The 21,957-nt window shown below is 70.0% G+C and carries 23 protein-coding genes; 12 read left to right on the top strand and 11 right to left on the bottom strand.

The window, feature by feature from the left end:
* Nucleotides 1–477: 477 nt before the first annotated feature.
* Nucleotides 478–1,701 carry a PP2C family protein-serine/threonine phosphatase gene (locus ACZ53N_RS33410; RefSeq protein ID WP_469144555.1) on the top strand — a complete coding sequence of 408 codons (1,224 nt, stop codon included), beginning with the start codon at nt 478–480 and terminating at the stop codon, nt 1,699–1,701.
* 177 nt (nt 1,702–1,878) lie between these two features.
* Here the strand turns inward: ACZ53N_RS33410 and ACZ53N_RS33405 are convergent, their stop codons facing one another.
* The 3 genes from ACZ53N_RS33405 to ACZ53N_RS33395 all read right to left on the bottom strand — a co-directional run bounded on the left by ACZ53N_RS33405 (nt 1,879) and on the right by ACZ53N_RS33395 (nt 3,340).
* Nucleotides 1,879–2,244, bottom strand: a complete 366-nt coding sequence (locus tag ACZ53N_RS33405) for a DUF2516 family protein (RefSeq protein WP_469144554.1) — start codon at nt 2,242–2,244, stop codon at nt 1,879–1,881.
* 104 nt (nt 2,245–2,348) lie between these two features.
* The gene (locus tag ACZ53N_RS33400; RefSeq protein ID WP_469144553.1) at nt 2,349–2,933 is read right to left on the bottom strand and encodes a hypothetical protein; all 585 of its coding nucleotides are present in this window, start codon (nt 2,931–2,933) and stop codon (nt 2,349–2,351) included.
* Between the two features lie 17 nt (nt 2,934–2,950).
* Nucleotides 2,951–3,340, bottom strand: coding sequence for a helix-turn-helix domain-containing protein (locus tag ACZ53N_RS33395; protein WP_469144552.1), 390 nt, complete (start codon nt 3,338–3,340; stop codon nt 2,951–2,953).
* Between the two features lie 185 nt (nt 3,341–3,525).
* On the opposite strand from ACZ53N_RS33395, the gene ACZ53N_RS33390 reads away from it, so the two are divergent.
* Nucleotides 3,526–4,326 carry a hypothetical protein gene (locus tag ACZ53N_RS33390; protein ID WP_469144551.1) on the top strand — a complete coding sequence of 267 codons (801 nt, stop codon included), beginning with the start codon at nt 3,526–3,528 and terminating at the stop codon, nt 4,324–4,326.
* Between the two features lie 235 nt (nt 4,327–4,561).
* On the opposite strand, the gene ACZ53N_RS33385 is transcribed toward ACZ53N_RS33390, so the two are convergent.
* The 3 genes from ACZ53N_RS33385 to ACZ53N_RS33375 form a co-directional block, all read right to left on the bottom strand.
* Entirely contained in the window at nt 4,562–6,343 is a 1,782-nt protein-coding gene (locus ACZ53N_RS33385) for a serine/threonine-protein kinase (RefSeq protein ID WP_469144550.1), read from the bottom strand.
* Nucleotides 6,344–6,352: 9 nt separating this feature from the next.
* The gene (locus tag ACZ53N_RS33380) at nt 6,353–6,547 is read right to left on the bottom strand and encodes a hypothetical protein (protein ID WP_469144549.1); all 195 of its coding nucleotides are present in this window, start codon (nt 6,545–6,547) and stop codon (nt 6,353–6,355) included.
* Nucleotides 6,548–6,744: 197 nt separating this feature from the next.
* Nucleotides 6,745–7,692: a hypothetical protein gene (locus ACZ53N_RS33375; protein WP_469144548.1), complete on the bottom strand. Its 948-nt coding sequence runs from the start codon at nt 7,690–7,692 to the stop codon at nt 6,745–6,747.
* Between the two features lie 448 nt (nt 7,693–8,140).
* On the opposite strand from ACZ53N_RS33375, the gene ACZ53N_RS33370 reads away from it, so the two are divergent.
* Together ACZ53N_RS33370 and ACZ53N_RS33365 are read left to right on the top strand one after the other, a co-directional pair.
* Nucleotides 8,141–9,220, top strand: coding sequence for a MerR family transcriptional regulator (locus tag ACZ53N_RS33370; protein ID WP_469144547.1), 1,080 nt, complete (start codon nt 8,141–8,143; stop codon nt 9,218–9,220).
* 285 nt (nt 9,221–9,505) lie between these two features.
* Complete coding sequence (locus ACZ53N_RS33365) at nt 9,506–10,303, top strand: helix-turn-helix transcriptional regulator (protein WP_469144546.1); 798 nt, start codon at nt 9,506–9,508, stop codon at nt 10,301–10,303.
* A 91-nt stretch (nt 10,304–10,394) separates the two neighbouring features.
* On the opposite strand, the gene ACZ53N_RS33360 is transcribed toward ACZ53N_RS33365, so the two are convergent.
* Nucleotides 10,395–10,958, bottom strand: coding sequence for an NADPH-dependent FMN reductase (locus tag ACZ53N_RS33360; protein WP_469144545.1), 564 nt, complete (start codon nt 10,956–10,958; stop codon nt 10,395–10,397).
* 303 nt (nt 10,959–11,261) lie between these two features.
* Between ACZ53N_RS33360 and sigJ the strand changes: the two genes are divergently transcribed.
* Together sigJ and ACZ53N_RS33350 are read left to right on the top strand one after the other, a co-directional pair.
* On the top strand, nt 11,262–12,104 hold the full coding sequence (gene sigJ, locus ACZ53N_RS33355) for an RNA polymerase sigma factor SigJ (RefSeq protein ID WP_469144556.1): 843 nt from the start codon (nt 11,262–11,264) through the stop codon (nt 12,102–12,104).
* Nucleotides 12,092–12,541: an SRPBCC family protein gene (locus tag ACZ53N_RS33350; protein WP_469144544.1), complete on the top strand. Its 450-nt coding sequence runs from the start codon at nt 12,092–12,094 to the stop codon at nt 12,539–12,541. Before sigJ ends, ACZ53N_RS33350 begins: the two co-directional genes overlap by 13 nt.
* A 113-nt stretch (nt 12,542–12,654) precedes the next feature.
* Here the strand turns inward: ACZ53N_RS33350 and ACZ53N_RS33345 are convergent, their stop codons facing one another.
* Entirely contained in the window at nt 12,655–13,083 is a 429-nt protein-coding gene (locus tag ACZ53N_RS33345) for a MerR family transcriptional regulator (RefSeq protein ID WP_469144543.1), read from the bottom strand.
* 66 nt (nt 13,084–13,149) lie between these two features.
* Here ACZ53N_RS33345 and ACZ53N_RS33340 point away from each other — a divergent pair, with 66 nt between their 5' ends.
* Nucleotides 13,150–14,265: an alkene reductase gene (locus ACZ53N_RS33340; protein ID WP_469144542.1), complete on the top strand. Its 1,116-nt coding sequence runs from the start codon at nt 13,150–13,152 to the stop codon at nt 14,263–14,265.
* A 273-nt stretch (nt 14,266–14,538) separates the two neighbouring features.
* Nucleotides 14,539–15,306, top strand: a complete 768-nt coding sequence (locus ACZ53N_RS33335; protein WP_469144541.1) for a hypothetical protein — start codon at nt 14,539–14,541, stop codon at nt 15,304–15,306.
* A gap of 67 nt (nt 15,307–15,373) precedes the next feature.
* Here ACZ53N_RS33335 and ACZ53N_RS33330 read toward each other — a convergent pair whose 3' ends face one another.
* Together ACZ53N_RS33330 and ACZ53N_RS33325 are read right to left on the bottom strand one after the other, a co-directional pair.
* Nucleotides 15,374–16,792 carry an MFS transporter gene (locus ACZ53N_RS33330; protein WP_469144540.1) on the bottom strand — a complete coding sequence of 473 codons (1,419 nt, stop codon included), beginning with the start codon at nt 16,790–16,792 and terminating at the stop codon, nt 15,374–15,376.
* Nucleotides 16,789–17,367 carry a TetR/AcrR family transcriptional regulator gene (locus ACZ53N_RS33325; RefSeq protein ID WP_469144539.1) on the bottom strand — a complete coding sequence of 193 codons (579 nt, stop codon included), beginning with the start codon at nt 17,365–17,367 and terminating at the stop codon, nt 16,789–16,791. The genes ACZ53N_RS33330 and ACZ53N_RS33325 overlap by 4 nt, the downstream gene beginning before the upstream one ends.
* A gap of 103 nt (nt 17,368–17,470) precedes the next feature.
* On the opposite strand from ACZ53N_RS33325, the gene ACZ53N_RS33320 reads away from it, so the two are divergent.
* Nucleotides 17,471–17,959: a MarR family winged helix-turn-helix transcriptional regulator gene (locus ACZ53N_RS33320; RefSeq protein ID WP_469144538.1), complete on the top strand. Its 489-nt coding sequence runs from the start codon at nt 17,471–17,473 to the stop codon at nt 17,957–17,959.
* A gap of 147 nt (nt 17,960–18,106) precedes the next feature.
* Nucleotides 18,107–19,618 (top strand): MFS transporter, encoded by a 1,512-nt coding sequence (locus ACZ53N_RS33315; RefSeq protein WP_469144537.1) that lies wholly within the window; start codon nt 18,107–18,109, stop codon nt 19,616–19,618.
* A gap of 27 nt (nt 19,619–19,645) precedes the next feature.
* Here the strand turns inward: ACZ53N_RS33315 and ACZ53N_RS33310 are convergent, their stop codons facing one another.
* Nucleotides 19,646–20,143: a MarR family winged helix-turn-helix transcriptional regulator gene (locus ACZ53N_RS33310; protein WP_469144536.1), complete on the bottom strand. Its 498-nt coding sequence runs from the start codon at nt 20,141–20,143 to the stop codon at nt 19,646–19,648.
* Between the two features lie 45 nt (nt 20,144–20,188).
* On the opposite strand from ACZ53N_RS33310, the gene ACZ53N_RS33305 reads away from it, so the two are divergent.
* The gene (locus tag ACZ53N_RS33305) at nt 20,189–21,106 is read left to right on the top strand and encodes an EamA family transporter (protein WP_469144535.1); all 918 of its coding nucleotides are present in this window, start codon (nt 20,189–20,191) and stop codon (nt 21,104–21,106) included.
* Nucleotides 21,107–21,142: 36 nt separating this feature from the next.
* Nucleotides 21,143–21,781: an NAD(P)-dependent oxidoreductase gene (locus ACZ53N_RS33300; protein WP_469144534.1), complete on the top strand. Its 639-nt coding sequence runs from the start codon at nt 21,143–21,145 to the stop codon at nt 21,779–21,781.
* Nucleotides 21,782–21,957: the final 176 nt, after the last annotated feature.

The following is a 21,957-nucleotide window of genomic DNA, read 5'->3' as shown; positions in this document are numbered from 1 at the left end:
GGGTTGGGTGGTGTGTGGGGCGGGGGTGGGAGGGGTTCCCCCCCCCCCCCCTCACCCCCCCCCCCCCCCCCCCCCCCCCCCCCCCCCCCCCCCCCCGCAGGCCCGGCACCGACCTGACAACGCCCCGCGCAGCGGCAACAGCCCGCGCAGCGGGAAACGCCGCCGCACCCGGCAGAGGTCAAAGCCCGCCGCGCAGCGGCAACGGCGCCGCACCTGGCAACCGTCAAAGCCCGCCGCGCAGCGGCAACGGCGCCGCACCCGGCAGAGATCAAAGCCCGCCGCGCAGCGGCGACCGCGTGATGTTTGTCATTGGTCATTTCGCCCCGCCCACGCCAAATGCCGCCAGACGCACGGCATATGACAGTGGTGCTTGGCTCCGTGCCATTCCGTTGGCCCAAGCCTTGCCGCTAGTGTCGCGTTCGGCGCCCGCCGGTCGGTGGGGGCTGTGCCTCGGGGGGTGGGAAGGAAGCCGAAACGATGCCCGTACCCGCGCCGAGCCCGGCGGAGCAGCCCGCCGTGCTGCCCGACGGCGGGCTGACCCTGCTGGTGATCGAGGACGATCCTGGTGGGTCGCTGTCGTTCCCCGAGCTGCGGGGTACGGCGGGCAAGCCGGTCCGGGTCCGTACGGCCCGTAATCTCACCGAGGGTGAGCGGCTGCTCACCGATGACGTGCAGTGCATCCTGCTCGATCTGGACCTGGCGGGCGTGGAGTGCCTGCCGGAGGCCACGGACGACGGGTTCGAGACGCTGCGCGCGGTGCTGCGGCTCGCGCCGCGTCAGGCCGTGCTCGCGCTCGTCCCCGAGGGGGACGCCGAGCGCGCGGCGGAGGCCGTGCGGGTCGGGGCGCAGGACTATCTCTTCCGCGACGAACTCGACGCGCGGGTGCTCAGCCGGGCCATTCGCTATGCCGTGGAGCGCAAGCGCGCGGATCTCGCGCAGTGGCAGCTCACCGAGTCACGGCTGACCGCGCAGGAGAACGCCCGGCTCGAGCGCGGTCTGCTGCCGACGCCGCTGCTGGCGGGTTCCGATCTGCGGTTCGCCGCCCGCTACCGGCCGGGCCGCAGCAGGGCGCTGCTCGGCGGTGACTTCTACGACACGGTCCGTACCCCCGACGGCACGGTCCACGCGATGATCGGCGATGTCTGCGGCCACGGCCCGGACGAGGCGGCGCTCGGTGTGGAACTGCGCATCGCGTGGCGTGCGTTGACGCTGGCCGGGCTGTCGGGCGACGAACTGCTGTCCACGCTCCAGCAGGTGCTGGAGTACGAGCGCCCGGACGAGGAGATCTTCGCGACGCTGTGCACGGTCGACATAGCGCCGGACGGCCGACGGGCCGGGCTGTGCCTGGCCGGGCACCCGGCCCCGTTGGTGGTCCGCTCCGGGCAGGCCCCGTATCTGCTTCCGCAGGAGGACGGCGGCCCGGCGCTCGGTCTGCTGCCGCGGGCCCGCTGGCCGCGCCGTCAGGTCGAACTCGGCGGCGCCTGGAGCCTGATGATGTACACCGACGGCCTGATCGAGGGCCGGGTCGGCGAGGGCACGCAGCGGCTCGGCCAGGAGGGCGTGGTGGAGCTGATCACCCGCCAGGTCAAGGAGGGGCTGCGCGGCGAGGACCTGCTGGACGCGGCCGTGACGGAGGTGCGGGCGCTGAACGGCGGCGACTTGACGGACGACTTGGCCGTTCTGCTGCTCGACTGGGGCTAGGCCCTGGCCTGCGGATCATGGGGGCGCACCACCGCTGCGCGGCGGTGTCCTCAAACGCCGGATGGGCTGATTGGGCTGAGCTCAGCCCAATCAGCCCGTCCGGCGTTTGAGGACGCGCCCGTAGGGCGCCGGAAGGGGCGGCCCTTTGCGACGGGCGGTGGTTCCGGTGCCCAGCGGCTAGCGACGCGGCTTGGGCCAGCTGCGACGGCCGTTGATCTGCTTGAGGGACGCGCGGACGTCCACGTAGTAGACGATCGTGGCGATGAGGGCGGCGAGGATGAGGAGGAACCCCAGCCCGCCGAAGATCCCCGCCAGCGAGGCCCAGCCGCCGCCGAGGTAGCGGGCGGAGGGCAGGCCGGAGACGAGGGCGGCGAGGGCCGTGACGACGATCCAGAACCGCTTGGTCTGCTTGCCGATCGCCCGGAAGGCGTCCTCGCGGGTGGTCGCGGCGTCGACGACCGCGGCCAGGGCGAACAGGCACAGCACGCGGGGGAGCCATTCCCCGAGCCAGTCCAGTGCGTTGCCGAACCCGTCCACCAACACGCGGCTCACCTCAAGGTCGATTCATTTGCGGACGCTTGCGCGCCACCGTACCCGCAACAGCGGTCCGGGCACGCGGCACGCGCCCCCGGACCGCTGCGGAGTGCTTACTCGCCGGGCTTCGGGTCGGCCTTCTTCGCGGCGGGCTTGCGGGCGGCGGGCTTCTTCGCTGCGGGCTTGGTGTCGTCCTGGGCCGCGGCGCCGGAGTCCTGCGTGGCCTCGGTCTGCTCGCTCTTGGCGGTCTGGCCGTCCGTCTGCGGCCCGCTGTCCGGCTCGATGGCCACGGCGATCTCCGCGACCTCTTCGGCGGCCTCGCCACGCCAGGTCTTCACGGCCCCGCGGCCGCGGTCGGCCAGCTGCTCGAACTTCTCACCGGCGGCGGCCGCGAGGCCGACGGCCTGCCCGACGCCCTGGAGCGCCAGGTCCTGCGCGGTCTGGCTCAGCTTCTTCACGTCGGTGTCGAGGGTCCCGATGATCTCGGTGAACTTGGTGCTCACCGTGGTCTGCACCTCCTTGGCCTGCTGCGTCACCTTCTCCTGGACGGCCTTGGGGTCGGTCTTGCGCAGCTTCTCGATGCGCTCGGGCGCCTCGTTGACGAGCTGCCCGATCTTCTCGGCGGTCAGATCGGCCGCGCCGGCCGCGGCGTAGGCGGTGTCGGTGGCGGCCTTGCGGATGTCTTGGGCGATGGCCATAACGATGGTCTCCCGGATCAGCTCGAAGGTGTGCCGGCGTTTTTGCCGTCGTCGTCCGTCGCGAGCCCGTTCTCCTTGCGGAAGGACTCGTAGATCTGGAGCAGCACCTGCTTCTGCCGCTCGTTGATCGAGGGGTCGGCGAGGATCACACTGCGGACCTCCGCCTCTTCCCTGTCCCGTTCGTCGAGGATCCCGGCCTGCACGTACAAGGTCTCGGCGGAGATCCGCAGCGCCTTGGCCAGCTGCTGCAGGATCTCGGCGCTCGGCTTGCGCAGGCCGCGCTCGATCTGGCTGAGATACGGGTTGGACACTCCCGCGGCGTCGGCGAGCTGGCGCAGGGTCAACTGCGCGCTGCGGCGCTGTTCCCGCAGGTACTCACCGAGGTTGCCGACGTTGAGTGATGCCATGGAGTCGATGCTGCCGCATCTTGCTAACTTTTGCAAGCACCCTGCTTGCAAAAGTGCGCCCGACCGCTGGGCGCTTCATTGAGCCTGAGCACGATAGGTGTCGCTTTTGCACAACAACTGTCGCCATCCGGGTCCAGTCGGAAATTGTGGGGCGGTTTCGGGCTGTGGCGCCATAGATTGGCGCTATGCCCGATTTTGCGCATGACGAGGCCACGGCCAGGCGTGCTCTCGACGTCATCGACCAGCTGCTGGCTGCCCGCGACACGGTGGCCTCCGGAGTGGGCGGCATCGGCTTCCTCCGCGAACACGAGGCAGTAGCACCAGTCGCGTGGAGCTGGTGGATGCTCATTTCGGACTCCGCCCGCGTGGTGGCGGAGGCGGCCAGGAACGGTATCGGGTTCGTCGCCGCACCGGTGATGCGGAACCTGATGACGCACGCGGTGGCGATGGCCTGGCTCGTCGACGGCGGTGACGCCGCGGTGCAGGCCATTGACGCCTACAGCGACGACCAGCTCCTCAAGCTGATCACTAACGCGAAGCGGGCTGGGTGGGATGTCGAGGGGGACGAAGTCGAGGCAAAGGTCCGTGCCGCTGTCGACGAACGCATCGCCCACCCGGCCCCTGAGGTCGCCCGGCTGACGAACGAGATCCGCAACACTGCCGACCTGATGGTGGCGTTCGGGGAGCAGGAAGGCTATCTGCCCTACCGGCACCTCAGTTCCTACTCCCACACCACACGAGAGACGGCGCAGTTGTATCTCCATCCCACGCGGGCTGGCGGCTGGGAACTGCGCAACAAGTCCAGGGAGAGTGGCCTGAACGACGTCATTTGGACGGCCGTGTGCCTGATCCAGGGCGGCCGGATACTCGACTCCATCCTCAGCGAGCAGTTGCTGGCCGAGAAGCTTGACCAAGCCACCGCGCACCTCGGCGTCTCTGGGGACATGGTCCCCCGGCGTCGCCTTCGCCGGGGCGCCGCCGGCTGACCTGGGCAACGCCCAGCTTCGGCGAGTAGGAGTCGATCCCGTCGCCACGGCGGGATAGCGCCATATCGGGGTACGCCTATCGACGCCGCCTCACCAGCAGATCGTCCAGGTCGCAGTCGCAACCTGGCTCAGCGGCCGCATCGCCCTGTCCGGCTGGAGTTTCGAACGTGGCAGCAACGGCTTTGAACCAGGCACCCCCATCCTATGACCGCCCTTGAACTTTGCACTCAGGACACTAGCGCGTAGGGGTGCCGAGAATCTTCCCGAGCGTGATGGCCACGTCGAAGTCCCGATCCCATTTGAGTGCGACGAGGTCGTCGAACTCCGCCTCAGGGCGGAGCAGATCGAGGACGTCGGCTTCGAATACTGAGCCCGGTTCTGCGAGGTCGAGCGCCTTGTTGCGGAAACAGCGGTACGTGTTGCGTGACCGGAACATGACCGAGTACCCACCGTCTGCGAGCTCTCCCACGGAGACATCCCACTTCGCTTCAAGCGCCTGCAGTGTGCCGGCGACGTCGTCGGCGTTGAGCGGCTCGGTCAACAGATCCACTCCCACCGCTTCTCGGGCCGAATCCAACGGAAGCGTCTCGTCCCAGAGCACCGAGAGATGCCGCTCGAAACCGATGCCCTCGCGAACTGTTTTGTCGAACTCCAGGTAGTTGGTGTTCAGATTCGTACGCATCCAGCGGGTAATCCAGAGGATCGGGGCGCTGATCAGATTCGCCCGCAACGAGCCATTTCCTTCACCGTAGACAGATTCGCGGATGCTCGTCAGCAGCTCTTTGCAGTGGTAGTCCTTGCAGAACCGGAAAAAGTGAGCCGACTGCCGTGGCAGACCGCCCCATCGCGAAGACTGAGGGAGGGGGAAATCAGCCAGAATCGTCTCCAGTTCGCGCTGGAGTCCCGGCTTGGCGGCCGACACCACGAGAGCGTCGTCGTTCTCGTCCCACCGCCCGGCGCCCTCATAGTCGAACTTCGCTTTGCACGATGCATATATAATAGCTTGAGCACATGTATTGAACAGCTCCGTGCTCACCCGGTACGCAACCTCGCAGTGATAGTTGAGGTTGAATCGGTCGAGTTCTTCGTCGGCGACCCGCTCGAAGACATGCTTCGCCGACAGCACGTCTCTGGCGGCACGGCCGAGGATCCGCTCGACCTCGCCGGACGGGCTGTCGGCGGACGCTTCGTTGGGGCGCAGATCATCGGAGATCTCCTCGATTGCCGAGTCGAGCCGCTGAAGGGTTACCCGAAGCATGCCGCGTACGGTGTCGATGCGGAGCCGCTGTGTCTCATCTTGGAGCAGCATCTGTTCAATGATTAGGTCGAGGTCGGCTAGGAAGGGGTAGCGGTCGCGCACGAGCGCGTGTCGTCGCCCTCGGGCGTTCTGCTTCGTGAACATCTCGGTTATGACGAGGCCGAGCGCAAAGATGTCCGCTGGCTTGCCGATACTGAGGGCGTTGTTCCTCACCATCTGCTCGGGAGCGAGGTAGTTCCGGTTCGCTAGGAGGTCCCCGCGATTCGTGAGCGAGGAGTCCTTGAAATGCGCGATGCCGAAGTCGGCCAGGACGAGTCGACGCGCATCAGGGTCGACGAGGACATTCTCAGGTTTGATGTCGCGATGCACTATGCCGTCGACGTGCACGTACGCGAGCGCATCGCAGAGCTGGCGCGCGTAGTCGAGAAGCACGTCAGCATCGGTTTCGTCGTTGATCACGTTTCGCAGCGTCATAGGGTAGAAGTCCATGACGTAGTAGAAGAAGTTCGCGTCCTCTGAGCGCGCGTGGATACTCACGACGTTCGGGTGGCTCGATGTCTGCCCGTACTCGATCTCCTGCTTGAAACGCTTGTTGCGAGCGGAGTCCGCGTCGCGGTCCTTCCTAATCCGTTTGACTGCGAGCACCTGACCGTCGGGCTTACGGCGAACCTTCCACACCACGGCTGATCCGCCCTCTCCCGGAGCTGAATCGCGCTCGTAAGCGACTCCTTCGATGATGAATGGTTCTTTCTTCGGCATGAACCCACCCTACTGACCCTCGGAGCGGTGACGTCGGCCAATTACCGCCAGGACCAGAGCGTTCTCCGGCGGGGCGAGGTAGATGCCCACCACGTCGCGGACCTTGGTCAGGAACTGCGGGTCGGTCGACAGCTTCCAGGTATCCACGATGTGCGGCTTCAGGCCGAACGCTCTCCGTATCCGCGAGACGGCCGACTGCGACATGCCCTTCGCCTCTGCCTTCGGACGTGTCGATCAGTGCGAATCACCCGTCGGTGGCGCCTGGCCGAGCGTTCTGGCGACTAGGGCTTCGACCTGCTCGTCGGTGTTCCTTCGCGGTGGCCCCGAACGCGGTCGGTACGCCAGGCTCTCCAGCCGGTTCGCGACGAACCTGGACCGCCACTTGCGAGACACCCAGATCGTCAGCTATCTGACTGGCTCTCGATGCGAGTGACCTGATCAGGGCCGGGGTGATCCACGCCGGGCACCATGGGGTTCTCGTAGTCGAACTCCACCTTGCCGAAGGAGTCGCTGGTGATGGGCGGGGGGTCATTGTCGGCGATGATCAGTTGCAAGCGTTCGCCATATGCGTCAGCCAGCGTCCTGAAGCGGCTGTAGATCTCGGCCGCGCGTTGCCGGTCGGAGGCGTTGTTACCGAAGGCCTTGCGCGGTGAATCGATCACGAGGAGCGATGGAACGAGGACGTCGGAGTGGTCGAGTCCGAAGGCAAGGAGCGTGAGGCTGTAGGCGAGGTTGACGGAGGTGGCGATGCCCCCGCCGGAGGCCTGCAGGGTCTCGAAGGGCCGTCCGTTGACCACCGGCAGGTAGGTGTCGCGGTCGATGACGGCCGTGTCGACCCAGGGCAGGTTCCAGCTGGTGAGCAGTCGGCTGAACTCAGTGCTGAGGTCACCGAGCAGAGTCTGGCTGGCCTTGAGCTGCTCGGACTTCTCCTTGATGTCCTTGTTGACCTGCCGTCGATCGGCCTTAAGCGAGCGGATGTCCGCGTCGATGGTGCGCACCCGTGCCCAGGATTCGCGCAGTTGGGTGATGGCATCAATGCTGGCCTTGAGCGAGGCGACGCGGGAGCTGGCCTCGGCGATGGCGTCGAAGCGCGGGGCGACCGCATCACGGGTCTGGGCGTCGAGCTCCCGGCGCAGGCTGGTGACGGCAAAGCTGAGTTGCTGCGACCGCTCCTGGACGGTCTGCAGGTGTGCCTCGTCCGACTGCTGGATGCGCTGTGCGTCCTCAAGCTGCTGCTGCAGGGCCGTGCGTGTCTCTTCGATGGCAGCCGGGTCGATGTCGGCCTCGACTGGATCGGGTTGGAGACAGACGAGGCAGTGACCGCGAAGTTGGCGACAACTTGCCTGCAAAGAGCACGGAACACGTCAAGAACGATGCGAATCTGCCGACAGATGTCGTGCTCAGAGCCTCAAGAAAGGCCAGGTCGGGATGGGAGGATGACGACACCTATCGTGCTCAATCTCATTCATCGAGCCGAAGCATGATGGTTGTCACCGAGGCAGTTGAACTCCTCCATGACCTGGTCCGGGTCAAGGGCCCGACGCAGTCGCCCCTGCGAGGCACCAGCCGCACATGGCTCAGCACGTCGATCACAGCCACAGCAACCCACCTCGAAGCGCTCTTGGGCCTGCCCAGTGAGCCCAGGGGCGGACCGTCGTCCCCGGCTGGTCACGCAGCGTCCGGCTGAATGGGAGACCATCCGGACGGGCCGAATGAGCCCTTGGTTGACCTTCACCTTGGGGGAGCCCACAGCATCAGTGGGGCCAGGTGATGCGCCTGGCATGAGGAGGAACGAGCATGGAGTTGCTGACCATCGGGGCGTTCGCGAAGGCGTCCCGGCTGTCGCCCAAGGCGCTGCGTCTTTACGACGAGCTCGGCCTGCTGACTCCCGCTCGCGTCGACCCGGTGACCGGCTACCGCCTCTACGCACCGGAGCAACTGGATCAGGCCCGGCTGGTTGCCTGGCTCCGACGGCTCGGGATGCCGCTCGCCCGCATCCAACAGGTCTGCACGCTGGAGGCAGGTCCGGCAGCCGAAGAGATCCGCGCGTTCTGGGCCCAGGTCGAAGCCGACACCGCCGCACGGCGGGACCTGGCCGCCTTCCTCATCGACCACCTCTCCTGGAAGGACCCTGCCATGCCCCCGATCGCCAAGCCCCTGGGCATCCGTTACGCCGCCCTTTCCGACACCGGCCGTGTCCGCGAGAGCAACCAGGACACCGCCTACGCAGGGTCCCGCCTGCTCGCCGTCGCCGACGGCTACGGCAGCGGAGGTGCCCCCGCAAGCGCCGCCGCTGTCGACGCGCTCAAGCGCCTCGAAACCGACAGCATCCCGGCGGGCAATCTCCTCAACGTCCTCGAAGACGCGATCGACCAGGCCAAGCAGGCCGTGCACGGCATCTTCGGAGTCGGCCCTTCCTCCGAAGAGGCCGGAACCACACTCACCGCGATGCTCTGGACCGGATCGCAGCTGGCCCTCGTCCACATCGGCGACTCCCGCGTCTACCTCCTGCGCGACGGAGAGCTGTTCCAGATCACCCACGACCACACCTTGGTGCAGTCGATGGTCGACGAAGGGCGCCTCAGCCCGGAAGAGGCCGCCTCCCACCCCCAGCGGTCACTGCTGATACGCGCCCTGGGCCAAGGGGCCGACTCCACACCCGACATGCGCCTGCACGACGCCCAGCAGGGAGATCGATACCTGCTCTGCTCCGACGGCCTGTCCACCGTCGTGTCGACCGAAGAAATCCGCCGAGTGCTCTCCGACATCAGCGAGCCCGAGCAGACGGTCCGCGAACTCGTCGCCCTCGCCAACGGCTCCGGAGGCCCCGACAACGTCAGCTGCGTGGTCGCCGATGTCATGGAGCTCCAGCAGTAGGAGCGAGCTGCATGCACTCCTGCCGACCGTGTTCGCGGAATGTCACCGGGTGCTGGCCCCGGGCGGCCACATGCTCCTGGCATTCAAGGTCGGGGACCAACGGCGTCACCTGGACCAGGCATACGGCCACGAGCTTTCGTTCGATGTCTACTGGATGTCCCCTGATCACGTCGCCGACCTGATGAGCAAAGCCGGCCTCGTCATGGACGCTCAAATGATCCGCGAGCCCGACGAGAGCGAGAGGCCCCGGTCGGTCCGGCAGGCCTGCGTCGCTCCCGGGACCGGGTGCGCCCGCAGGACGCGGGCCTGCCGACCGGGCCCCGCCGCCGTACCCCGGGGCTGCGCCGCGAGGAGGTCGCCCAGCTCGCGGGCATGTCGGCCGACTACTACATCCGCCTCGAACAGGCCCGCGGCCCGCAGCCCTCGCAGGAGATGCTCGCGGCCCTGGCCCGCGCCCTGCGTCTGTCCGACGACGAACGCGACCACCTCCACCTCCTCGCCGGCCGGCGTCCGCCCGCCGCCCGGACCGCGGGCGACCACGTCGGCCCGGGACTGCTGCACCTGCTGGACCAGTTGCTGGCCACCCCGGTCCAGGTGATCAGCGACCTCGGTGACGTCCTGGCCCAGAACGCGATGGCCGAGGCCCTGCTGGGCGGGGTGTGCTCGGTGTCCGAGCACGGCCGCAACGTGGTCTGGCGCTGGTTCGCCGATCCGGCCCAGCGCGCCGCGTACCCGGCGGAGGAGCACGAGTACTACAGCCGCCTGCACGTGGCGGACCTGCGGGCGGCCGTGGGCCGGCGGGCCGGCGATCCGGCCGCGACCCGTCTGGTGGAGCGGCTGCGGGAGACCGGGGAGGAGTTCGCCGGCCTGTGGGAGCTGCACGAGGTGTCCGTACGGCGGGCGTCGCGCATGCGCGTCCTGCACCCGCTGATCGGCCCCGTCGAGCTGGACTGCCAGGTCCTGCTCGCGCCGGAAGGGGACCAACGCGTGGTCCTGTACACCCCGCCTGTCGGCAGTGACACCGCCGAACGCCTCGCCCTCCTCAAGGTCGTGGGCACCGGCCAGTTCGCCGTGTCCGGCTGACGAACAGGACGCCGGGGCGCGTGAACGTCCCCGGCAGCACAGCCGTCCGGCTCAGACTCCGGTTTGCAAAACGGGACGGGCCCGAAGGACGTCATCCCCGGTCGGGTTCCGGCTCCTGCTCGCGCGCTTCCGTCAGGAGGGCAAGCACCTTGCCTATCTGCTCGCGCACCTGCGGATCGGTGATGAGTCCGTCCGCGCCGACGATCCGAGAGGCCACCGGAATCCTGGCGCAGGCCGCTTCCACGATGTCGGCGCCCGTGTAACCCAGGACCGTCCGCAACGTGGCCTCCGCACCCTGGCCGCGCCCCGGAGCCGCCGCGTTCACCCAGGCCACGGGCTTGGCGCAGATCTCGGTCCCACCCACCGTCCAGTCCAGCAGGTTCTTGAACGAGCCCGGCAGCGTGCCCGCGTACTCCGGAGCGCAGATCAACACGGCGGCCGCCTCGGCGATCGCCGCCCGCAGCTCGGCCACGGGAGCCGGCAGCGGATCGGTGTCGTCGTCGGGGTTGAAATGCGGAAGCGCGGCCAATCCCTCGTAAACGGCGGTGCGCACCTGAGAGGGGGCCACTGCTCGCGCCGTGCGCAGCACCGCCTCGTTGGAGGAACCGGCCCGCAGGCTTCCGGACAGCAAGAGGATCAGAGGCAGCGTAGGCATCTCGTCACCTTAACGACCGCGTGGCGCAGGGGGCCGGATTCACTTGTCCTGACCGGTGGTTCGCCGCTGCTCGGCGCGGTGGGTGAGGGCGGCGACGCGGGTAGTAGGAGCACGGGGCCGCGTCCGCGGCGGCCTCCGTGGGGCCGGCACTCAGGTGTGATGCCTCCTGTGAAGCGGATCACAGTGGCGGACTGTCACGGTTCGCCGGAGCGGCGTGTCTCGATGGGTGTCCGAAGAAAGGAGCCGGTCGTCGTGGACGCCTTCACCGAGCACCGTCCGCTGTTGTTCACCATCGCCTACGAGATGCTGGGCAGCGCCACCGATGCCGAGGACGTGCTGCAGGAGAGCTATCTGCGGTGGAGCGCGGTCGATCAGGCCGCGGTCGAGTATCCGCGGGCCTACCTGGTCCGCGTGGTGACCCGGCAGGCCCTCAACCACCTGCGCGCCGTCAAGGCGCGGCGTGAGGAGTACGTCGGCACGTGGCTGCCCGAGCCGATCCGCACCGCACCCGAGGTGAGCGAGGACGTGATCCTCAGTGAGTCGGTGTCGATGGCCATGATGCTCGTCCTGGAGACGCTGAACCCGGCCGAGCGCGCGGTGTTCGTGCTGCACGACGTGTTCGGCTACCCCCATGGCGAGATCGCCGACTCGATCGGGAAGACCGAGGTCACCGTCCGGCAGATCGCCCACCGCGCCCGCCGGCACGTCCACGCGCGGCGCCGCCGCTTCGAGCCCGACTCCGAGGTCACCCGGGAGATCGTCCAGCGCTTTGTGCACGCGACGACGACCGGCGAAGTCCAGGCGCTGATGGACCTGTTGGCGCCCGACGTCGTGCAGGTCTCCGACGGCGGCGGGAAGGTGTCCGCCGCCCGCCACCCCATCACGGGCCGCGCCGACGTCACCCGGTTCGTCCTCGGTGTGGCCCGCACCAGCGTCACCGCGACGACCCGTATCGAGCCCGCCACCTACAACGGCATGCCCGCGGCACGCTCCCTCACCGACGGGGAACTCGACTGGCTGCTCGCCTTCGAGATCCACGGCGGACGGATCACCGGCCTCTACGTCATGCGCAACCCGGACAAGCTGCACCGCGCCGATGCGGTGCGCCCACTCGACAGGGGAGAACTTCAGCCATGGAAACCGTGATCGTCGAGCGCACCATCGACGCCCCGATCGCCGACGTCTTCACCTGGCTCACCACGACCACCAACTACACGTCCTCGCCCCTGGTGTTGCGCTGCCGACTGACCCGGCGCGGTGAGACGGCTCCGTACGGCGTCGGTGCGGTGCGCAGTCACCTCTGGCTGATCGGCTGGTTCCGTGAACGCATCAGCCACTACGACCCGCCGTACGCCACCGAGTACGTCGTCGAGCGCAGCCTGCCGCCGGCCAGGCACGAGGTCGGCCGTATGACGTTCACCGAGACCGACGGTGGTACCCGGGTGTGCTGGACGACCCGCGCCGAGATCCCTGTCCCGCTGCTCGGCCCCTTCCTCACCCGGCGCGTCGCGCGGCCGATCATCACCCGCACCTTCGGCAACATCCTCGCCGCTGCCGACGCCGCACTGGCCCGGCGCCCCTAGGGTGTCTCCGGCGGATCTTCGGTGCGGGCCGTCGTTGCCGCCTGCGGCGGCGAGCGCCCTGCGGGCGCGTCCGGGGTCGCCGGACGGGCTGGAATGGGCTGAGCCCGGCCCGATCAGCCCGTCCTGCGACCCCGGACACCGCCGCGCAGCGGTGGTGCGTTCCATGACCCGCCGGACACGGCCTGGCGGTCCGACGCCGTGTCGATCACTTCGTCCAGGACGTCGCGGGAGCGGATCAGGTCGGTGATCATTCGGTCGATGCGGTCCCGTTCCGTGGCGAGTTCGGTGATCAACTGCGGGGTGGCGATCTCGGACGGGCCGCCGTCGGTGTCCCGCATGCAGGGCAGCAGCAGCGCGATCTTCTTGCTGTTCAGCCCCGCGGCGTAGAGCGCCTGGATCCGGATGACCCGGTCGACCGCCCAGTCGCCGTAGACGCGGTGGCCGCTGGGGGTGCGCTCGGCCCTCAGCAGGCCCTGCGTCTCGTAATAGCGCAACGACCGCTCGCTCACGCCGGTGCGCCGAGCCAGTTCACCGATCCGCATTCCCCACCCCGTCCGCCGTCGTGCGCTCTTGAATCTGACACCAGTGTCAACTTTTACCGTACGGGCATGACGAACACACGAGTTGACTCCCGCCTCTTCGAGCCCGCCGGCCTCGGCGCTCTGACGCTGCCGAACCGGCTGGTGATGGCGCCGCTGACCCGTAATCGCGCCGGTGCCGACGGCGTCCCGCAGCCGATCATGGCCACGTACTACGCGCAGCGCGCCTCCGCGGGGCTGATCATCGCCGAGGCCACCACACCGAACGCCGTCGGGCAGACCTACCCCAACATCCCCGCGATCTACAACGACGCGCACGTGGCCGGATGGCGGAACGTCACCGACGCGGTGCGTGCCGCGGGTGGCCGGATGTTCCTGCAACTGCAGCACGGCGGCCGGGTCGGCCACCCCGACAACAGCGGACTGACGCCGGTCGCGCCGTCGCCGATACCGCTCCCGGAGATGATCCACACCCCCAGCGGCCGCCAGGACGCCGTCGTGCCCCGGGAGATGTCGCTGGAGGACATCCGTTCCACCGTGGCCGATTTCGCCACCGCCGCCCGCAACGCCGTGGACGCCGGCTTCGCCGGAGTGGAGGTGCACGCAGCCAACGGGCACCTCCTGCACCAGTTCATGGCGCGGGGCACCAACCACCGCACCGACGCCTACGGCGGCTCGGTCGCCGGCCGCGTCCGCTTCGCCGTCGAGGTGGTCCGGGCCGTCGCCGAGGCGATCGGTCCCGAGCGGGTGGGCTTGCGCGTCTCCCCGGGAGTGACCGTCAACGGCATCGACGAGGGTGACACCGAGAGCATCTACCCGGCCCTCGTCGAGGCGCTGGCGGACGTCGGCCTGGCCTACCTGCACGTCGTCTTCGCCGACCCGGAGCAGCCCCTCTTCCAGGAGATCCGGAAGGCCTGGCCGGGCACCCTGATGGCCAACCCCGTGCTGGGGTGGGGAGGGCCGCTGCCCGCCGACGGCGGCCGGGCCGCGGGCGAGCGACTGCTGGCCGCGGGAGCCGACCTGATCTCGCTCGGCCGTGCGTTCCTGGCCAACCCCGACCTCGTCGAACGGATGCGCGTCGGCGCACCGCTCAACCCGGTGGGGGAGACGGGCCTGATGTACGTGGGCGGGGAGGCCGGGTACACCGACTACCCCGTGCTGGCCGCTACCCCGGCCGCCGCCTGACGGTCAGCGGTCCAGGAGGGCCGGGTCGAGCCGACGTCGTGGAAGAGGGGGGAGTGGCCTCCGTCACGTGGGTGAAGGTTGTACGTGAACGCGTCTCGATTGGATGGCCCTGGGATTGCGTGGGCGTCACGATTGCGGAGGCAAGGTCATTCCCCTGATCGCAAGGCGGGAACAGGCCTTATTTTCAGGGTCCACAACAAATTCCGCGTGTCACCGGTCGAGTGAACTTCGCGTGGGGAGCGTTGTTCACCGAGACAGAAGGAAAGCCGTTTCATGCGCCGCACCATCGTCCGCCGTACCGCCGTCGCCGCCTCGGCCGTTTCGCTCGCGCTGCTCGTCGGCGCCTGCGGGTCGTCCGACAAGCCCGCCGCCGAGGCCTCCTCCGAGGGCAAGGAGAAGGGCAAGGAGAGCGCGTCCGCGGGCAAGGTCCTCACGAAGGCCGAGCTGGACAAGCTCATGCTCGTCGACGGCGACCTGAAGGACCACAAGGTCACCAACGCGAGCGAGGCGGACCTCGCCTCGGTGAAGGCCGCCACCACCGACAAGGCCGAGTGCAAGCCGCTCCTCGACGCCATGACCCTCCAGTCCGTCGGCAAGCCCGCCGCGACCTCGGTGCGCAAGATCATGGCGATGCCGCAGAAGGCGGCCGACAACGCCTCCCCCGAGGAGAAGGCGAAGGCCGGTCTGAACGCCCTCGGCGCGACGATCACCTCCGACGTCCTCGGCTCCTACGAGGGCAAGGGCGCCCAGGAGGCCCTCGCCAAGCTGAGCGCGGCGGGCAAGGCCTGCACCGGCGGATTCACCATGATCGTCGGCTCGGACAAGACGAAGATCAGCAAGGTGGAGCCCGCCACCTTCAGCGGTGGCGACGAGGCGGTCGCCTTCACGCTGACGCTCGACGCGGACGGCGCGACCAACGCGACCCACGTGGTGGCGTCGCGCAAGGGCAGCACGCTCGCGACCCTCTTCGCCATGAGCCTCGCGGGCAAGGCGGAGCAGCCGAAGGCCGTCGCCGACGCGCAGCTGGGCAAGCTCGGCTGACCCTTCCCGGGCTGAAACCGCGACCCCGCCCCGGCATCCGACGCCGGGGCGGGGTCGCGCGTATCCGCTACCCGTGGCCGGTGTCCGCGCGCGCCACCGGCAGCTTGACCGCCAGCAGCGCGCCGAGCGCGGCGACGGCCGCGAGAACCGCCAGGGTGGACCCCATCGCGGTCACGAAGGCGCCATCGGGCCGGCCCGGGCCGTCGCCGTGCGCCGGGCCGGTGGCGGATCCGGGTCCGGCGAGGCTCATCAGCATGGTGGCCGCGGCGACCCCCAGCGTCGGGCCGACGTTCATGGCGGTCTGCTGGAGCCCGCCGGCGACGCCCGCGCTCTCCACGGGCGAGTGCCGCACGACGACGGCCGTGGCGGTGACCATCACCGCGCCGAAGCCGGCGCCCATCGCGAGGAAGCAGCCGCCGATCTCCGCGGCCGCGGCCGCCCGGTCGAGCCGGGCGAAGAGGAAGATGCCGAGGGCGAGGAGCGCCATCCCCGCCCCGGCCGTCCGGCGGGGCCCGTACCGGCGCACCAGCACGGCGGCGACCGGCGCGCCCAGCACCATCATCACGGCCAGCGGCAGCGCCCTCAGCCCGCTCTGGAGGGGGTCCAGCGCGAGGACGTCCTGCAGGAAATAGGTGCCGACGAACAGCGCCCCGAAGACCGACGCCGAGGCCGCGACCAGGATGCCGAGCGCCGAGGCGACGGCCGCCGAGCGCAGCACGCTCGGTGGCACCAAGGGGTGCGCGGCGCGCCGCACATGGTGGACGAACGCGCCGCCGGCCGCCGTCGCGGCGGTGAGTTGCAGCGTGGTCGCCGTCGTCCAGCCGGTTTCCGGTATCGAGACCAGGGTGTGGACGAGGCAGACCAGGGCCACCGCGAGCAGGAGGGCGCCGGGCAGGTCGAGACGGACGTCTGCGGCCCGTTCGGGTGCCGGGATGCGAACGACCAGCGCCAGTACGCCGATCACGAGCGCCGGTGCGACGCCGAGGAAGAAGACGGCCCGCCAGCCGAAGTGGGCGGTCAGCGCACCGCCGACGACGGGTCCCGCCGCGGCCGCCAGCCCGATGGCGCTGGTGCGCAGCGCGATGGGCATGCCGAGCCGGTCGGGCGGGTACGCGGCGCGCAGCATGCCGAGGGTGGCCGGTTGCAGCAGTGCGCCGAAGACCCCTTGGGCGACGCGCAGGCCGATCACCCAGCCGATGCCGGGCGCCAGGCCGATGCCCGCCGACGTGACGGCGAACCCCAGGCTCCCGACGGCGAAGACCTGCCGGTGGCCGTACCGGTCGCCCAGCCTGCCGGCGAAGACGAGGAGGCTCGCGACGGCGATGAGATAGCCCGTACTGGCCCACTGGACCTGGGTGAACGAGGCGTGCAGGTCGCGCTGCATGGTGGGCTGCGCGACGGTCAGCACGGTGCCGTCCAGGGCGACGATCACGGCCCCGGTGACGCTGCCGACGAGCGTGAGGATCTGGTGGCGTCGTGAGCTCATCGGTCCACGGGTCCCAGGTGGGCGTCCAGCGCGGTGCGCAGCAGCGGCTCGACGTCCGGGGCGCCCGTGGCGAGTTGGAGGCTGCCCCAGCACCACAGTTGGGCGATGCCGTGCAGATTCGCCCACAGCGCGCCCGCCACGACCGGCGCGTCCGCGTCCGGCCGCACCAGGGCGACCAGGTCGACGAGGGTGCCGAAGAGCGGGAGGCTGGTGTCCCGCAGCCCGAGGCGGTCGCTCTCCAGCAGGTCGTGCCGGAACATCAGCTCGAACATGCCGCGGTTGGCCAGGGCGAAGTCGAGGTAGCCGCGCCCCAGCGCCAGGAGCCGCTCGCGGGGGTCCGCCGGGCCGTCGCTCACCGCCTCGGTGACCCTGGCGGCCAGGTCGGCGAAGCCCTGACGGGCGATGGCGGACAGCAGGTCCAGATGGGTCGGGAAGTAGCGGCGCGGGGCGCCGTGCGAGACCCCGGCCCGGCGGGCGATCTCCCGGAGGGTCAGCGCCTGGAGCCCCTCTCTCGTCACCAGGTCGACGCCGACCTGGATCAAACGGGTCCTGAGGCCCATGTCTCGCTCAGTCATGGGCACTGTCTACCAAAGCGCGTAGACACTGTCTACTGGCCCGTTACCCAGAAGGTCCATTTCCGGATCATCCGTCACGGATCGAATTGCTACGCTGGCGAACATGACTGCCATGGCGCCCGCCCGCACCGAACCCGACCTCTCCTTCCTGCTCGACCACACCAGCCACGTGTTGCGCACGCGGATGGCGGCGGCGCTGGCGGAGATCGGGCTGACCGCTCGCATGCACTGCGTGCTGGTCCACGCCCTGGAGGAGGAGCGCACCCAGGCCCAGCTCGCGGAGATCGGGGACATGGACAAGACCACGATGGTGGTGACCGTGGACGCCCTGGAGAAGGCCGGGCTCGCCGAGCGACGGCCGTCGGCCCGGGACCGGCGCGCCCGGATCATCGCGGTCACCGAGGAGGGTGCCCGCGTTGCCGCGCAGAGCCAGGGGATTGTCGACCGGGTCCACGAGGAAGCGCTGTCGGCGCTTCCCGAGGGCGACCGCAAGGCGCTGCTGGGTGCCCTGAAACTCCTGGTCGACGGGCACCTCGCCGTTCCCGTCGAGGGGCCCCGGCCGGCCCGGCGCGCGCGTCAGCGTGAGAAGTGAGGGATGGGGCGCGCTCGGTGGCTCTTTGCGGGCTTCCGATCGCCGGACGGGCTCCGATGGACTTCAGAACGCTCTGAAATAGATCGTCTATAACAAAACTATCTGCTACGGTCTCTCCTGTCGCCACCACTGACAGGAGAGGTCGCCATGTCCGCCGCACCCGCTCTTCCCTCCGCCGCCCCCCTCCCGCGAGGGCGGTCCCGTTGGCCGGCCCTCGGTGTCCTCGCCGCGGGGATGCTGATGACGGTCCTCGACGGCAGCATCGTGACGGTGGCGATGCCGGCCATCCAGGGCGACCTGGGCTTCTCGCCCGCCGGTCTCAGCTGGACCGTCAACGCCTACCTGATCGCCTTCGGCGGTCTGCTGCTGCTCGCCGGGCGGCTCGGCGACCTGATCGGCCGCAAGCGCATGTTCCTGGCCGGCATCGCGGTGTTCACCGCGGCCTCGCTGCTGGCGGGCGTGGCCGCGTCCCCCGCGATGCTGATAGCCGCCCGGTTCCTGCAGGGGGTCGGGAGCGCGATGTCCTCCGCGGTCAGCCTGGGCATCCTCGTCACGCTGTTCACCGAGCCCGCCGAACGCGCCAAGGCGATCGCCGTGTTCAGCTTCACCGGTGCGGCCGGCGCCTCGCTCGGTCAGGTGCTCGGCGGTGTCCTGACCGACGCGCTCGACTGGCACTGGATCTTCTTCATCAACCTGCCGATCGGGCTCGCGGCCCTCGCCTTCGCCGTGCCCGCGCTGCCCGCCGACCGCGGGGCCGGGCGGGGGGCCGGAGCCGACATCCTCGGCGCCCTCCTCGTCACCGCGGGACTGATGCTCGGGATCTACACCGTCGTCAAGGTGGAGGAGTACGGCTGGACGTCGGCCCACACACTCGGCCTCGGCGCCCTCGCCGCCGTGCTGCTCGCCGCGTTCGTCGCCCGTCAGGCCACCGCCGCGGCGCCGCTCATGCCGCTGCGGATCCTCCGCTCGCGGAGCGTCGTGGGCGCCAACCTGGTCCAGGTCCTCATGGTGGCCGCCCTCTTCTCCTTCCAGATCCTCGTCGCCCTCTACATGCAGAAGGTGCTCGGCTACGGCGCCGCCGAGACCGGTCTGGCGATGCTCCCCGCGGCGGCGGTCATCGGCGCGGTGTCACTGGGCGTCTCCGCCCGCCTGAACGCCCGCTTCGGCGAGCGCAACGTCCTGCTGGCCGGGCTCGTCCTCCTGGTCGGGGTCCTCGGGTGGCTCACCCGCCTCCCGGTCCACGCGAACTACCTCGTCGACCTGCTCCCGGTGATGCTGCTCGCCGCCGGCTTCGGGCTCGCGCTCCCGGCGCTGACCACCCTTGGCATGTCGGACGCGGGAGGCGAGGACGCCGGGCTCGCCTCCGGGCTCTTCAACACCACCCAGCAGATCGGCATGGCCCTGGGCGTCGCGGTGCTCTCCACGCTGGCCGCCTCCCGCACCGACGCCCTCCTCGCGGACGGGCGGAGCCGCGCCGAGGCGCTGACCGGTGGCTACCACCTGGCCTTCGCCGTGGGCGCCGGGCTGCTCGTCGTCGCCTTCGCGGTCGCCTTCACCGTGCTGCGCCGTCCCCGCCGGGAGGTCTCCGCGGAGCGGGAGGCGCTTGCCGGGCGGGAAGCCGACGGGCGGAAGGCCGACGAGCACGTCATGGCCGCCTGATCCGCCCCCCGGCCCGGGGGTGTCGGGTCACGTGGTGCCGTCGAGGGACTCCAGGAGATCGCGGAGTCCCTCGGCGAGTGCGTCCCGCTGGGGGCGCGAGAGTGCGGAGAGGATGCGCTCCTCGGTGGCGACGTGGTCGGGCAGGGCCCGGTCGATCAGGGCGAGTCCCTCCTCGGTGAGGGTGACGTGCACGACGCGGCCGTCCGAGGCGCTCGGCGTGCGGGCCACCAGGCCCCGGGCCTCCAGCCGGTCGAGGCGCTGGGTGATGGCTCCCGAGGTGACCATCGACGAACGCATCAGTCCCGCCGGGGTCAGTGAATACGGCGGCGGCCCGCTGCGACGCAGGGTGGCCAGTACGTCGAAGGACGCCTTGTCGAGGCCGTGCGCGGCGAAGGTGCGGCCCAGCTCGGAGTCGATCAGCCGGTGCAGCCGCGACAGCCGCCCGATCACCGCCATCGGCGATACGTCGAGGTCGGGGCGGCGCTCGGCCCACTGTTCCAGCACTCGGTCCACATGGTCTGCCATGACTCCACTCTAGCCAATCCCTTAGCAGTGAGATATGTTGCCTTAGTGCTAAGCAATCGGATCGCCATCATTCTCGTGACCGCGCTGGCGCCCGCCATCTGGGGCACCACCTACCTCGTCACCACTGAACTGCTGCCCCCGGACCGCCCCCTGCTGGCGGGCGTGGCACGTGCGCTGCCGGCGGGCCTCCTGCTCGTGGCGATCACCCGGCGGCTGCCGCGAGGCGTGTGGTGGTGGCGCTCGCTGGTGCTCGGCGCCCTCAACATCGGGGCGTTCTTCGCCCTGCTGTTCGTCGCCGCCTACCGGCTGCCCGGCGGGGTCGCCGCCACCATCGGCTCCCTGCAGCCCCTGCTGGTCGTCGGCCTGTCCGCCGGACTGCTCGGTGAGCGGGTGTCCACGCGCACCGCGCTCGCCGGCATCGCGGGGGTCGGCGGCGTCAGCCTGCTCGTCCTGCGGGCCGACGCCGGGCTGGACGGCATCGGCGTCGCCGCCGCCGTCGCCAGCGCGGTGGTCATGGCGACCGGGATCGTCCTCAGCAAGCGGTGGACCTCGCCCGCCCCCCTGCTCGCGACCACCGGCTGGCAGCTCGTCGCGGGCGGTCTGCTGCTGCTCCCGGTCGCTTTCGCCGTGGAAGGCCCCCCGCCCACGACGCTCACCGCCGCGAACCTGGCCGGCTACGGCTACCTCGCGATCGTCGGCGCGGCCCTCGCGTACGTCCTGTGGTTCCGGGGCATCCGCGCCCTGTCCCCGACGAACGTGACCTTCCTCGGACTGCTCAGCCCCCTCGTCGCCACCACCCTCGGCTGGCTCGCGCTCGACCAGGAACTCACCGTGGGCCAGTCGCTGGGCGGACTCATCGTCCTTGGCGCGCTCGTCGTCGCCCAGATAGCCCCCCGGGCGGCGCGCACGCCGGTCCCGGCGGTGGCCCCCGAGCCGGCCCCGTCCGTCCCGTCCTCCCGCTGATCTGAACCACCCCTCTTCACAAGGAGCTCGATCATCATGCGCATCACCGTCTTCGGAGCAGCGGGTAACGTCGGCAGCCGAGTGGTGGCCGAAGCGTTGTCCCGGGGCCACGAGGTGACCGCCGTCGTGCGGAACGCCGCCCGCTTCCCCCAACTGCCCGCCGGGGCCGAGGCCCGCGTCGGCGACGCCTCGAACCCCGAGGACGTGGCCCGGCTGAGCGCCGGCCAGGACGTCGTGATCGGCGCGACCCGCCCGGCGCCCGGCAGCGAGGGCGAACTCGTCAAGGCCACCGAAGGGTTGCTCGCCGGCCTCGCCCACACCGGCGTGCGGCTGCTGGTCGTCGGCGGCGCGGGCAGCCTCATAGTCCCCGGCACGGGTGGCACCACGGTGATCGACGCCCCGGACTTCCCCGCGTCCTGGCGGGGCATCGCTCTGGCCTGCAACGCGCAACTTGCCGCTTGCCGCGCGGAGACCGAGGTGGATTGGGCTTACCTGAGCCCGGCGGCGGTCCTGGAGCCGGGTGTGCGTACGGGGACGTATCGGTTGGGCGGTGATGAGCTGTTGGTCGATGCGGAGGGGAACTCGGCGATCTCCATGGAGGATCTGGCGGTTGTCCTCCTGGACGAGGTGGAGCGGCCCAGCCGCCATCGCGTTCGGTTCACCGCTGCGTACTGAGCCGCTGCGTGGGGGCTTTGAACGTTGCCGGGTTCCCCGCCGTTTCCCGCTGACGCGGGGCGTGTCCGCTGCGCGGGGCTGTTTCGGTGCGGTGTCGGGGGGGGGGGGGGGGGGGGGGGGGGGGGGGGTTTTTTTTCTCCCCCCCGGGAAGAACCTCCCCCCCCCCCCCCCCCCCC

It is taken from the genome of Streptomyces sp. NPDC033229 (genome assembly GCF_055576875.1).
The sequence above is the reverse complement of the archived record's forward strand: the minus strand, read 5'-3'. Positions and strand labels throughout refer to the sequence as shown.